Origin of the sequence: Paenibacillus roseus, from assembly GCF_016424485.1 — a bacterium.
Classification (GTDB): Bacteria; Bacillota; Bacilli; order Paenibacillales; family Paenibacillaceae; genus Paenibacillus_D; species Paenibacillus_D roseus.
Genome location: NZ_JAELUP010000103.1, coordinates 1 through 13,933 on the forward strand (window position 1 = coordinate 1; position 13,933 = coordinate 13,933).

General features: G+C 49.2%; 9 protein-coding genes, 1 tRNA gene and 2 pseudogenes. 11 read left to right on the plus strand and 1 reads right to left on the minus strand.

The features are described 5' to 3' along the window. Window positions 1-1,259, plus strand: a pseudogene (locus JFN88_RS16985) (collagen-like protein); the annotation flags it as partial. Between the two features lie 76 nt (window positions 1,260-1,335). Here JFN88_RS16985 and JFN88_RS16990 read toward each other — a convergent pair. Next, window positions 1,336-1,409, minus strand: a tRNA-Arg gene (locus JFN88_RS16990). A 239-nt stretch (window positions 1,410-1,648) separates the two neighbouring features. Between JFN88_RS16990 and JFN88_RS16995 the strand changes: the two genes are divergently transcribed. The 10 genes and pseudogenes from JFN88_RS16995 to JFN88_RS24650 all read left to right on the plus strand — a co-directional run. Continuing rightward, window positions 1,649-2,593, plus strand: a complete 945-nt coding sequence (locus JFN88_RS16995) for a hypothetical protein (protein WP_332908497.1) — start codon at window positions 1,649-1,651, stop codon at window positions 2,591-2,593. 207 nt (window positions 2,594-2,800) lie between these two features. After that, the gene (tig, locus tag JFN88_RS17000) at window positions 2,801-4,102 is read left to right on the plus strand and encodes a trigger factor (protein ID WP_199020501.1); all 1,302 of its coding nucleotides are present in this window, start codon (window positions 2,801-2,803) and stop codon (window positions 4,100-4,102) included. Between the two features lie 266 nt (window positions 4,103-4,368). Then, window positions 4,369-4,956: an ATP-dependent Clp endopeptidase proteolytic subunit ClpP gene (gene clpP / locus JFN88_RS17005; RefSeq protein WP_199020502.1), complete on the plus strand. Its 588-nt coding sequence runs from the start codon at window positions 4,369-4,371 to the stop codon at window positions 4,954-4,956. Window positions 4,957-4,980: 24 nt separating this feature from the next. Beyond that, entirely contained in the window at window positions 4,981-6,237 is a 1,257-nt protein-coding gene (gene clpX / locus JFN88_RS17010) for an ATP-dependent protease ATP-binding subunit ClpX (RefSeq protein ID WP_199020503.1), read from the plus strand. Between the two features lie 150 nt (window positions 6,238-6,387). Beyond that, a complete protein-coding gene (ispG, locus tag JFN88_RS17015) occupies window positions 6,388-7,506 on the plus strand; it encodes a flavodoxin-dependent (E)-4-hydroxy-3-methylbut-2-enyl-diphosphate synthase (protein WP_199020504.1) in 1,119 nt (372 codons plus the stop codon). A gap of 126 nt (window positions 7,507-7,632) precedes the next feature. Further along, the gene (gene lonB / locus JFN88_RS17020) at window positions 7,633-9,345 is read left to right on the plus strand and encodes an ATP-dependent protease LonB (protein ID WP_379167522.1); all 1,713 of its coding nucleotides are present in this window, start codon (window positions 7,633-7,635) and stop codon (window positions 9,343-9,345) included. Between the two features lie 36 nt (window positions 9,346-9,381). Next, window positions 9,382-11,748, plus strand: coding sequence for an endopeptidase La (gene lon, locus JFN88_RS17025; protein ID WP_199020505.1), 2,367 nt, complete (start codon window positions 9,382-9,384; stop codon window positions 11,746-11,748). Then, complete coding sequence (yihA, locus tag JFN88_RS17030) at window positions 11,745-12,332, plus strand: ribosome biogenesis GTP-binding protein YihA/YsxC (RefSeq protein WP_199020506.1); 588 nt, start codon at window positions 11,745-11,747, stop codon at window positions 12,330-12,332. The genes lon and yihA overlap by 4 nt, the downstream gene beginning before the upstream one ends. Window positions 12,333-12,532: 200 nt before the next feature. Next, window positions 12,533-13,123, plus strand: a complete 591-nt coding sequence (locus JFN88_RS17035; protein ID WP_199020507.1) for a non-ribosomal peptide synthetase module — start codon at window positions 12,533-12,535, stop codon at window positions 13,121-13,123. A gap of 470 nt (window positions 13,124-13,593) precedes the next feature. Next, window positions 13,594-13,671, plus strand: a pseudogene (locus tag JFN88_RS24650) (adenosylmethionine decarboxylase); the annotation flags it as partial. Between the last annotated feature and the right edge of the window lie 262 nt (window positions 13,672-13,933).

Genomic DNA, 13,933 nt, shown 5'->3' on the forward strand with positions numbered 1-13,933 from the left:
GAAGCACAGGAACCACCGGAGCAACAGGCCCAACGGGTTCAACAGGAGTAACGGGAAGCACAGGAACCACCGGAGCAACAGGCCCGACGGGTCCAGCAGGAGTAACGGGAAGCGCCGGAACCACCGGAGCAACGGGCCAGACGGGTCCGACAGGAGTAACGGGCTCCACGGGTTCAACAGGGGTTACGGGAAGCACGGGAAGTACTGGAGCAACAGGCTCTACGGGAGTAACGGGAAGCGCAGGAACCACTGGAGCAACAGGCCCGACGGGAGCAACAGGAGTCACGGGGAGTGCGGGAAGTACCGGAGCAACAGGCCCGACGGGTTCAACGGGAGTGACGGGAAGCGCAGGAGCCACCGGATCAACGGGCCCAACGGGTTCAACAGGGGTAACAGGAAGCACAGGAACCACCGGAGCAACGGGCCCAACAGGCTCGACGGGTTCAACAGGGGTTACGGGAAGCACGGGAAGTACCGGAGCAACAGGCTCGACGGGTTCAACGGGAGTGACGGGAAGCGCAGGAGCAACAGGAGTCACGGGGAGTGCGGGAACCACCGGAGCAACGGGCCCAACAGGCTCGACGGGTTCAACAGGGGTTACGGGAAGCACGGGAAGTACCGGAGCAACAGGCTTGACGGGAGCAACTGGAGTGACAGGAACCACTGGAGCAACAGGCCCGACGGGAGCAACAGGAGTAACAGGAAGCGCAGGAACCACCGGATTAACGGGCCCGACGGGTTCAACAGGAGTAACGGGAAGCGCGGGAGCCACCGGAACAACAGGTCCAACGGGTTCAACAGGGGTTACGGGAACCGGAGCAACAGGCCCAACAGGAGCAACCGGAGTAACTGGTCCCACAGGTACAGGGACGATTCATCAGTTTTTAGCATCTGTAAATAGTCCTAATACCTCAGGTGGTACCACAATTCCAATTACAGCAATTGCTACAACGCTACAGACGATAACTTTCACTGGCGTAACGACAGGATCACGAGTATGGCTTACCGGCAGCGTCGGCTTTTTGAATACAGCAGGGAATACCGTTATAGAGTTGCAAATATTGCGTGGGGCAACTGTAATCTACAGTACGAATAACAGTGGTCCCGGAAATGGCTCGTATACGACACAAAATGTAAACCATGTGGACAGCAATCCTGGAACAGGTACTGTTATTTATCAATTGGTTGCTTTGACGACGGTTGGAACAGCCACTGCAGTCGGGGGAACGACCTTCACAGGTGCTCTGGTAGTCGGTTAACTCAAAAAACGCACAAACCTTGGAAAGTGCAAGGTTTGTGCGTTTTGAAATTTCTCTATAATTTTCCATGAAAAAGCGTCCCAGGAGGGATTCGAACCCCCGACAACTCGCTTAGAAGGCGAGTGCTCTATCCAACTGAGCTACTGGGACATGCACAAAAATATTTGGTTCAAAAACACAACATGGAATATCATACCACGGTGTTGACATAATAGCAACACTATTTTTTAAAAATGACTTCGTAGTTTTAATCCATCTGAAAACGGTTAATTGCTCTTGCTCAGACAGCTAAACAATAATAGCATGCAGAGATTAAAAAATCAATTACTGCGCTATTTTTCTCTTTAACAGGTGATATGTTATAATGATGGCGTAAATGATGAACGGTTGTGTACCTTCGGACTAAAGGCGGTGTTACCATTACAAATTCCAAACTACCTCAGGGTGATTCTCATTCGGACAACGTATACCTTTTTCCGAATATGCTGGATCACTATCAAATTCAATTAACCCGCATGCTCGAAGCCGAGCAGTATAGTGATGCGAAGGAGCTTCTGAAATTTCTGCTCCATTGCCAGGGGGAGGATGAGCGGAATTACGAGGAATGGCAAAGTCTTTTAAGCTGGCTCGATATGGCCTTCCCGGCAGGAGAAGAGGTACCTGTCTCTCAGGAAGCGGAAGAGGATAAGTTGCGTCGGCAGGCGCTTGATCCCGGCCAGCAGGATGAATCGTATATTCGCCAGGTTCTCTATATAATGAAGAACCATCCCATGATGGATCAGCAGATTCTGGCTTTAGAGCGGGCGGCGCTGCTTCGGGACCCCGGTGTGGATGCCGAAATTACGAGCTGGCTTCTGGAAAATCAGCTTCATCCTGTACTGCAGTTCAAGGCTCTGCAATGTCTTCGCAAGCGCGGCGCTTCTGGTCTTATTGCGCTGACAAGGATGTCGGAAAAGGTCGAGCTGGATATTAGTGTTACGCCGCTGTCGTTGGATGATTTCCCGGAACCGGTTACTCAGGTTCTCGAGCGGGTGGAGCGGGTGACGGAATCATTCGATCCTACACTGCCGCATTTTGCCCGCGAAGTATGGAAGGAATGTCTGCAATTTATATACGGGACTTCACTGTATGAGTGGATGCTGGAAGGCGACGGGGACATGATCGACTGCTTCGCGGCAGCCCTGCATTTGACCCTGATGATTTCGACATACGGCATGGCGGATGATGACGAAATTCGCGATACATATGGTATTACCCAGACGCTTCGTTTTCGCTATGAGCAGGCATGCAAGATGATGCGTGAAGTAAATGAGGCAGGGGAAAGGCTGGAATGAGATTTTCGAGCCTTGAAATAAGCTGAGATGTTGTTTATAATGGAATGGTTTATGAACGGAAATATGTGCGGATGACTCAATTTCATAACCCCCGCCAACTGCTTGAATAAGGCAGCATTTTGAATTTCAAAATGCAGTTTCAATCGTGGAGTTATTTCGAGTTATGGAATTGACCAGAAAGCGTAATTTTGGAGGGGAAAGCATAAAATGAAAGCAACTTGGGAAAAAATAGAAAAGAGCCTCGTCGAGATTAGTGTCGAGGTTGAAGCGGAGCAAGTTAAAGAAGCATTGGACAAGGCGTTCAAAAAAGTTGTTCAAAAGGTAAATGTACCGGGATTCCGTAAAGGTAAAGTTCCACGGTCCATGTTTGAAAAACGTTTTGGAATTGAAAGTCTGTATCAGGATGCAATCGATATCCTGCTGCCAGACGTTTATTCCGCAGCTTTGAAAGAAACTGGTGTACAGCCGGTTGACCGTCCTGATATTGACGTAGAACAATTCGCTGCTGGCGAAACGTTCAAATTCAAAGCAAAAGTAACGGTTAAGCCGGAAGTTAAACTGGGCGATTACAAAGGTATTGAAGTTCCTGCAACTTCGCTGGAAGTTACCGAAGAGGAAATTTCCGCTGAGCTGGAGCGTCTGCAGCAGCGTCATGCCGAGCTCGTTGTCATTGATGAAGGTGAAGCTCAAAACGGAGATACCACCGTTATCGACTTTGAAGGTTTCGTAGACGGTGAAGCATTTGAAGGCGGAAAGAGCGAGCGCTATTCCCTGGAACTGGGCTCCAACTCCTTCATTCCTGGCTTTGAAGAACAGATCGTCGGCTTGAACATCGGTGACTTCAAGGATATTGAAGTGAATTTCCCTGAGGAATACCACGCTGAGAATCTGGCTGGCAAACCGGCTGTGTTCAAAGTTAAGCTGCATGAAATCAAACGTAAGAGCCTTCCTGCATTGGATGATGAGTTTGCAAAAGATGTCAGCGAGTTTGACACCTTGGACGAGTTCAAGCAAGACTTGGCTGAGCGTCTGAAAACTCAAAAGGAAAAAGCTGGCGAACAGGCTCGTGAAGTGGCAGTCGTTGATAAAGTGTCCCAAGCGGCTGAAATCGAAATCCCTGAAGTTATGATCGATGCGGAAACAGATTTTATCTTGAAGGACTTTGAAAACCGTTTGAGTTCCCAAGGTATGAACCTGGATCTGTACTATCAATTCTCCGGTCAAGACGAGGCTGCTCTGCGCGGTCAAATGCGAGTTGACGCTGAAAAGCGTGTACGCAACAACCTGGTGTTGGAGCAAATCGCGAAGGAAGAGAACATTTCCGTAAGCGAAGAGGACGTAACGGCCGAACTGGAGAACCTGTCCAAAGCTTACAACCGTCCTGCTGAAGAGCTGCGCGAAATTTTCACCCGCAACGGCAACATTGAGAACCTGAAGGACGATCTCGTACTTCGCAAAACGATTCAATTTTTGCTTGAAAACAGCAAGACTGTAACTGAAGTCGCATAACATAGAAGATATCAGATGAGTAAGGCACGTTTCTTAGATACGTGCCTTATTTCAAACTATAAGAGTATTCACCATGAGTACATGGGATATTCAATACATAACGGTTTTACCTTTTGAAATACATACTTGCTTGTCCTTTGTCCATGCGCCGTATTAAATTGCTTTCGCCCGACGTATACTGTACTAGCGGAAAAATGACATCCCTTTCCGAACATGTTAAAATGAAAAGGAACGAATCATTCCCAAAACGAAAAGAGGTTGGTCGCATGAATCTTGTACCTATCGTAGTTGAGCAAAGCAATCGTGGAGAACGGTCCTACGATATTTACTCCCGTCTCCTCAGAGACAGGATTATATTTTTGGGAAGCGCTATTGATGATGATGTCGCCAATCTCATCATTGCACAACTATTGTTTTTGGCTGCAGATGATCCTGAGAAGGATATTCATCTCTACATTAACTCTCCGGGTGGGTCTGTAACGGCCGGAATGGGTATATATGATACAATGCAATATATCAAGCCGGATGTGTCTACAATTTGCGTCGGTATGGCGGCAAGCATGGGCTCATTGCTGCTAACGGCTGGAGCCAAAGGCAAGCGTTTCGCGCTTCCTAACAGTGAAGTCATGATTCATCAGCCGCTTGGCGGCGTACGGGGACAGGCCGCAGACATTAAAATTCACGCGGATTGGATTCTTCGCACCAAGAAGAAGCTGAATGAAATCTATGTGGATCGCACAGGTCAGCCTTATGAGAAAATTGATCGTGACACGGATCGGGATTACTTTATGAGCGCTGATGAGGCGCTCGCTTACGGGCTGATTGACAAAGTCGTTTCGAGTACGGCGCTTTAATACTGAATTTGAAGGGGTGAGCAGATGTTTAAATTCAACGATGAAAAGGGACAACTTAAATGTTCCTTCTGCGGGAAGTCTCAAGACCAGGTTCGTAAATTAGTCGCCGGTCCAGGCGTATATATATGTGATGAATGTATCGAGCTTTGCACGGAAATCGTAGAAGAGGAATTGGGGCATGAAGAAGAGCTTGATATGAAGGATATCCCGAAACCGATGGATATTCGCCAAATTCTGGATCAATATGTTATTGGTCAGGAGCAGGCGAAGAAGTCTTTGTCCGTTGCGGTATACAATCACTACAAGCGGATTAATTCCCAAAGCAAGATTGAAGATGTAGAACTGCAAAAGAGCAATATTTTGCTTGTCGGTCCCACTGGCTCCGGCAAAACGCTGCTTGCGCAGACGATGGCAAAAATATTGAATGTACCGTTTGCAATTGCGGATGCAACTTCGTTGACGGAAGCCGGCTATGTAGGTGAGGACGTCGAGAACATCCTGCTCAAGCTGATTCAGGCGGCAGATTATGATGTTGAAAAAGCGGAGCGCGGTATTATTTATATCGATGAAATTGATAAAGTAGCGCGTAAATCCGAGAATCCGTCGATTACCCGTGACGTTTCTGGTGAAGGCGTGCAGCAGGCGCTGCTGAAAATTTTGGAGGGCACCGTTGCTTCCGTTCCTCCTCAAGGCGGAAGAAAGCATCCGCATCAGGAGTTTATCCAGATTGATACGACGAACATTTTGTTTATATGCGGTGGAGCCTTTGACGGTCTGGAGCAGCTTATCAAGCGCCGGATCGGCAAGAAAGTTATCGGCTTTAACGCTGCTGGTGAAGGACAAAAGGATCTGAAAGCTGGCGAATATTTGTCGCTTGTGCTGCCGGAGGATCTGCTCAAGTTCGGTCTGATTCCGGAGTTTGTTGGCCGTCTGCCGGTCATCTCCAGCCTGGAGCCGCTTGATGAGCAAGCTTTGGTACGGATTTTGTCCGAGCCGAAAAATGCGCTTGTGAAGCAATATCAGAAGCTGCTTGAGATGGATAATGTCAAGCTTGACTTTGAAGCCGGGGCGCTTGAAGCCATCGCCAAGGAAGCAATCAAGCGGAACACAGGCGCGCGCGGTTTGAGAGCGATCATTGAATCGCTGATGCTGGATGTCATGTATGAAGCTCCTTCCCGTGACGATGTGAATACATGCGTAATTACCGAGAAAGTTGTTCAAGAGAAGATTATGCCGGAGCTTTCTTTGAAGAAAGGCAAGAAAAAAGAAGAGAGCGCATAAACGGCAAGGTAACCTTGCACCACCCGCATAGCTGAAGGCGTCCGCTTGGGCGCTCTTCAGCTATGCGGGTGGACTTTGACTTTTTACTCATATAGAGCTGCGGTCAACTACAGGGGAAGCTTTTTGAAGCTTGGATGGGAGAGATAACCGATGTATTTGCGCACAGACACAGTACCGGTCAAGGTTGGCAATTTGACGATCGGCGGTACGAATGAAGTCATCATTCAAAGCATGTGTACGACGAAGACAGCGGATGTTGAAGCTACAGTAGCGGAAATACTGCGTTTGGAAGATGCGGGCTGCCAGATTGTACGGGTAACCGTTAACAACAAGGAGGCTGCTGAAGCCATCAAGGAGATCAAGAAGCGAATTTCGATTCCGCTTGTAGCGGATATTCATTTTGATTACCGGCTTGCGCTGGCTGCTATTGAGAATGGAATTGACAAGGTTCGAATTAATCCGGGCAATATCGGCCGTAGGGAAAAGGTCGAAGCTGTCGTTAAAGCTTGCAAAGAAAAAGGCATTCCGATCCGTATCGGTGTAAATGCAGGATCGCTTGAAAACCATTTGCTTGAGAAATATGGTTATCCGACAGCGGAAGCAATGGTCGAGAGCGCACTGTTTCATATCGGTATTTTGGAGGAACTGGACTTTCATAATATTATTGTATCGCTTAAAGCTTCTGATGTTCCGATGGCGATTGAAGCGTATCGGATGGCGGCAGAGAAAATCAAGTACCCGCTCCACTTGGGCATTACCGAGGCAGGCACCTTGTATTCCGGTACGATAAAAAGCTCGGCGGGCATTGGTGCGTTGCTGGCGATGGGGATCGGAAATACGGTTCGTATCAGCCTGAGCGCCGACCCGGTTGAAGAAGTCAAGGTAGCGCGCGAACTGCTTAAAATATTTGGTCTTATTTCCAATGCGGCGACGCTCGTATCTTGTCCGACTTGCGGACGGCTTGATATTGATTTGTTCTCTATCGCCAATGAGGTAGAAGAATATATTTCAAAGATTAAAGTTCCAATCAAGGTATCTGTACTCGGCTGTGCGGTTAACGGTCCCGGTGAGGCAAGGGAAGCGGATATCGGCATCGCAGGTGCGCGAGGCGAAGGAATGCTGTTCCGTTACGGCGAAATGATTCGCAAGGTACCTGAGGCGGAGCTGTTAAACGAGTTAAAGAAAGAAATAGACGAAATTGTGAGGGTGTTTGAGGAGACCGGCGAAATTCCGGGACGCGACAAGCATCTTCATGCCCACCAATCCTAGGGCTTGACTCCTGTTCCGCCGCTGCGGGGCCGGAGTTTTTTATTTGCGGCCACGATTATTCCAACCCGCAGGGGGCAATACTACCAAGTAGTAGAATTGTTTACCATGCAGGGAGGAGTGACAGCAATGAATTTGAACATTGGTGTAGTGGTCATGTTGATACAAGTATTCTTTGCCATCGTGATCGGATTGTATTTCTGGAATTTGCTCCGCAATCAAAAGACGAACCGGACAGCGGTGGATAGAGAATCCAAGAAAGAGATGGATAAGCTTCGGAAGTTGAGGAGCATTTCCTTAACCAAACCGCTTGCCGAAAAGACTCGCCCGCAGTCCATGCAAGACATCGTTGGACAGCGTGACGGTCTGCGTGCCCTTAAGGCTGCGCTATGCAGCGCTAATCCCCAGCATGTCATTATTTATGGCCCCCCAGGCGTCGGCAAGACGGCTGCAGCCAGAGTTGTTCTGGAAGAAGCGAAAAAGAATCCGGCTTCGCCATTTATGCAGGATGCCAAATTTACAGAAATCGACGCGACGACAGCGCGTTTTGACGAGCGGGGAATTGCCGATCCTTTGATTGGATCTGTTCACGATCCGATTTATCAGGGAGCTGGAGCGATGGGAGTTGCCGGTATTCCGCAGCCTAAGCCGGGAGCGGTGACGAAAGCCCATGGCGGGATTTTATTTATTGATGAAATCGGAGAATTGCATCCGATTCAGATGAATAAGTTATTAAAGGTTCTTGAAGACCGCAAGGTTTATTTGGAGAGCGCCTATTACAATTCCGAGGATAGTAATGTTCCGATGTTTATTCATGATATTTTCCAGAACGGCCTGCCTGCTGATTTCCGTCTAGTGGGCGCAACCACTCGCTCGCCGCAGGAGATTCCGCCGGCAATTCGCTCTCGTTGTATGGAAATCTATTTCCGCCCATTGCTGGCTGATGAGATCGGTCAAATTGCGACAAGCGCTGTCCGCAAGGTCGGGTTTAAGCCGGATGAAAAGGCCATTGAAGTTGTCAAGCGGTATGCGACCAACGGGCGCGAGGCGGTCAATGTGGTTCAACTGGCTGCAGGGCTTGCCTTGTCAGAAGGCCGTGAAGGCGTAAGCGCCAGCGATATGGAGTGGGTGGTCAACAGCAGCCAGATTCCTCCTCGTCCGGATCGCAAGGTGCCGGCAGAGCCTCAAGTCGGATTTGTCAATGGTCTTGCGGTATACGGGCCTAATATGGGAACATTGCTGGAAATTGAAGTGAGCGCGATTCCGGTACAGGCAGGAAGTGGGAAATATACGATTACCGGGGTCGTGGATGAAGAAGAGCTTGGTGGGGGTTCACGGACATTGCGCCGAAAAAGCATGGCCAAAGGCTCTGTGGAGAACGTGCTGACTGTGCTGCGGAGAATTGGCCTGAAGCCCGATAATTTCGATCTGCATATTAATTTCCCGGGCGGGACGCCGATCGATGGGCCATCTGCGGGAATCGCAATGGCGACTGCGATCGCTTCTGCCATTACCGGCGAGAAGATTGACAACAAGCTTGCGATGACAGGAGAGGTTGGTATCCATGGCAATGTGAAGCCGGTGGGCGGTGTGCTGGCTAAGGTAGAGGCTGCGTTCCAGGCGGGAGCGGAGACCGTTATTATCCCGAGAGAGAATTGGCAGGCCATATTTGAGGATTTGCAGGGATTGAAAGTCATTCCGGCAGATCATATTGACGAAGTGCTGCGGTACGCTCTGCCTGGGCGCAAATTTTCGGTGGCGGAGATCGATACGACTGCGGTTCCGAATGAAATTTTTGCGCCAACAGGGGTATCTTATTTGCAGGCAGATTCCGCAGAATGATAAAATAGGGATAGACAGACAATTGGAGGTGCTGGTTTGGTGCCAGGCAAATGGAAAGCCCGTCGTTTGCCCCTGTTGCCTTTACGGGGGCTTCTTGTTTATCCCAGCATGGTGCTCCATCTGGATGTAGGCCGAGAGAAATCGGTTCGTGCTCTGGAGAAATCGATGGTTGATGATCATATGATTTTGCTCTGCTCGCAATCGGAGGTTAATATTGAGGAGCCGAGCCAGGAGGATATATACCGAATCGGGACAATTGCCCGTGTCCGGCAGATGCTTAAATTGCCGAATGGAACGATCCGTGTGCTGGTGGAAGGTGTTATGCGGGCGGAGATTACCGATTATCTGCCTAATGAAGAGTTCTATGAAGTCAATGTGAAAGAATTGCCGGAGGAAGAGACGAGCGACCCGGAGATTGATGCGTTAATGCGGACCGTACTGACCCAGTTTGAGCATTACATTAATCTGTCCAAGAAGGTGACTCCGGAGACGCTTGCCGCTGTATCCGATATTGATGAGCCGGGACGGCTGGCTGATGTCATCACAAGCCATCTCTCCTTGAAGATCAAGGATAAGCAGGATATCCTGGAGACTGTGGCGGTAAGGGATCGTCTTGAGAAACTGCTCGATATTTTGAATAATGAGCGTGAGGTGCTGGAGCTTGAGCGCAAGATCAGCCAGCGCGTCAAGAAGCAGATGGAGAAGACCCAGAAGGAATACTATCTGCGTGAACAGATGAAGGCGATTCAGAAGGAACTGGGCGAAAAAGAAGGACGCGCCGGAGAGGTCGAGGAGCTTCGCAGTCAGCTCGCGGAATCCGGTGTGCCTGATTCGGTCAGGGAGAAGATCGAGAAAGAGATCGACCGTCTGGAGAAAATGCCTTCTACTTCTGCTGAAGGCGGCGTTATCCGCAATTACATTGACTGGCTGCTGTCCCTGCCTTGGCAGAAGCGGACGGATGACAATCTCGACATCAAGCGTGCGGAGGCTATTCTTGACGAGGATCACTACGGACTTGAAAAGCCGAAGGAACGTGTGCTCGAATATTTGGCCGTTCAGCAGCTAGTTCAGAAGTTGAAAGGACCTATCTTGTGTCTTGTCGGACCGCCGGGTGTCGGTAAGACTTCCATGGCCCGTTCTATCGCCAAATCGCTGGGACGCGAATTCGTTCGCATCTCGCTTGGCGGCGTCCGGGATGAAGCCGAGATTAGAGGCCACCGCAGAACTTATGTCGGGGCAATGCCCGGAAGAATCATTCAGGGAATGAAGACAGCAGGAACTCGGAATCCGGTATTTTTGCTGGATGAGATTGACAAGATGGCCATGGATTTTCGGGGTGACCCGGCCTCTGCGCTGCTGGAGGTACTAGACCCTGAACAGAACAACACGTTCAGTGATCACTTTATCGAAGCCCCTTTTGACTTATCCAATGTCATGTTTATTACGACTGCGAATGTGGTTCACAATATTCCTCGTCCGCTTCTGGACCGGATGGAGGTTCTCAACATCCCGGGCTATACGGAACTGGAGAAAACCCAGATTGCCAAGCGCTATCTGCTGCCTAAACAAAAGCGCGAGCATGGTCTTGCGGAAGATCAGCTCATTATTGAAGAGCCCGCAGTGCTGCAAATGATTCGTGAATATACACGGGAGTCGGGGGTCCGGAACCTGGAACAGCAGGCTGCTGCAATTTGCCGCAAAGCCGCAAAGGAACTAGTCACCGATCCTGAAAAAGCGCCGATCAACGTCGATTCCGATCAGCTCAAGGAATGGCTGGGGCCAGCGAAGTTCCGATACGGAATGGCTGAATCGGAAAATCAGGTCGGGGCGGTAACTGGTCTGGCCTGGACGGAGGTAGGGGGCGACACCCTGGTCATTGAAGTCACGGTTATGCCGGGCAGCGGCAAGCTGACCCTGACAGGGAAGCTGGGAGACGTCATGAAAGAATCAGCCCAAGCGGCGTTCAGCTATACGCGCTCCAAGGCGCTGGAACTTGGGATTGACCCGCAGTTCCATGAAAAGAACGATATCCACATTCATATTCCGGAGGGTGCAATTCCGAAAGATGGGCCGTCAGCCGGCATTACAATGGCAACAGCGTTGATTTCTGCGCTTACAGGACGTTTTGTGGACAAGGAAGTGGCAATGACCGGAGAAATAACGCTCCGTGGACGGGTATTGCCGATTGGCGGGCTAAAGGAGAAATCACTTGCCGCCCATCGCGCCGGTATTCGCAAAGTATTATTGCCGAAAGACAATGAACGGGATTTGCGTGACATCCCTGAGAGCGTGCGCAGCGAACTGAACTTCTTTCCGGTATCGCACATGGATGAAGTGCTCAACCACGCGCTTCTGGGAGCGTCTGAAGGCGCATCTGCCGTACAAACAGGGAGATCAGAATGAAAATAACTCAAGCCGAATTTGTCATCAGTGCGGTCAAGCCGCATCAATATCCTGAGGACGCCTTGCCAGAGATTGCTCTGGCGGGGCGTTCCAATGTCGGGAAGTCTTCATTGATTAATAATCTGATTATGCGCAAGGCTTTGGCTCGTACCAGCTCGCAACCGGGCAAGACACAGCAGCTTAACTATTACCGGGTCAATGATAGGGTCTACCTGGTCGATTTCCCGGGCTATGGCTATGCCAAGGTCTCCAAGACGGAGCGTCAGGCATGGGGAGTCATGATCGAGACCTATTTGAAGGAACGTGAGCCGCTGAAGATGGTGCTGCTCATTGTTGACTTGCGCCATCCGCCAAGCAAGGATGACCAGCTCATGTACGGCTGGCTGAAGCATTTCAATATTCCGGTCACGATCGTGACTACCAAGGCGGACAAGCTTCCGCGCAGCAAGTGGGATAAGCATCTGAAGGTGGTCAAGCAGACGCTGGAGGCTGACCCGAGAGATAAGGTAATCATGTATTCCTCGGAGAAGGGAATCGGCCGCGAAGAGCTATGGCAGATTCTTGAAGAAAAAATTAACGGATAAGGCAATAAGTCGGTAACTTCCATCCGAAAAGTGAGAATATAGGAAAATTCCTCGGACTCATCGCAAGTTTTTAAGGTTTTTATTGAAATATGCGAAAAAACAAGGAATCAGCGGCGGGCAGATTACGATTGGATCGCGTATAATTAGAATCAGGCAGAAAGTGATTCTATTTGTGCAAGTTAAAGAATTGAGGAGATTGTATGACTCAGCGGTTAGCCACAGAATATGTGAAAGCCCGTCTGGAGTTAACAGAAGACGAGATGTCCAGGTTTGTCCGATTTTTCGGTGACCCGCATATTCGTATGCAAGTCCGCGTCTTGGACGGCGGCAATCAGGAGCTGGTTCTGGAGGACGATGCAAGCAAAGAGGAGATTCGCCTGACGTTTGAGCGACAAGAAGACCTCTTTGTAGGTGAGCTTTCCTGCCGTTTGGTATATCCAAAATTGACGAATGCGATGCGCAAAGCAGTCTCCATGTTCAAGGGAGATGCAATCGTAAACCGTATTTATCCTACTTATACGATGGTCTATTATTATGTTCGCGGCGATGTCCACAAAATAATTGAATTCTCCAAAAACAAGACCCATCTTGTCTACGAGTCGAAGAACACGATGGGGCAACTGGAAAAGCAATTCAACAACCTGAACATCGAACAGGAAATTGCTTTCATTCAGAACGCCATTAATAAGTTGCTCGATCTGCGCAACCAGGCGAAGCGGATGGAAGAGATCACGGCTATTGATGAGCTGCTTCGCGAACATGCCCGGCAGTTGTTCATGCTTGAAGCCTAATATTGAAATGACCTTACCGCTCTTTTTGAGCGGTATTTTTTTAAAATATAAGCATTTATAAAGGCTCAAAACCAAAATTAGTGGTTGACCTCTAGGTGGAGGGGACGCTGCGAGGCAGAGGATTCTTCCGATCGCTGTTAAAGCCCGATTCCTTTATAGGATAGAGGCTAGCAGGGGGACTCGCGCTTTAAAGGCGACTACGTTCGTTTCTCCAGAATTCCTCTGCCCCTTCGCTGCTATCTCCTCGATGTCAACCACTAATTTATCAGGTTGAGCCTTTATAAACGTTCTTTTTATAAATGGCTTCTATTTCTCCGCGAAACGAAGTTTTTGCCCGTCAAAGGACGGCAAAGCCGTTTACGCTTGAGAGAGCGGAGGGGCGGAGGAATTTGGAGAAAATCGAATCCTATTCCTAAAAAACTGTTGCATTTCCGGGCGATAGATGTTATTTTTATTTTCGTTGAACAGAAACCGTGCTATCAGTTCAAGCCAAACCGTTTGAGCCTCAAGGGGCGACGGTCTTGGTCTTGCTGTTGGAAAGTCATATCTAGTGGAAGAACCTCTTAGGAGTCAAGCTAAAGACGGTTTAATATGTTTTGTTTCTAAGTGACCGATTGCCGGCGCCCTAGGTTGGGGGCAGCGGCCGTGCTCGTGTAGAATATAAAGACTGTATAGGGATGAATGTTATACTTTCCTTATATTTTGACGAAGCCATGGGGTCCCCATGGCTTTTTATATTTGTCCTATGCTCTGCTTGGGATCTGATCAAGCGCTTTATTTAAATATAAGCCTTTATAAACTTTTCTTTTT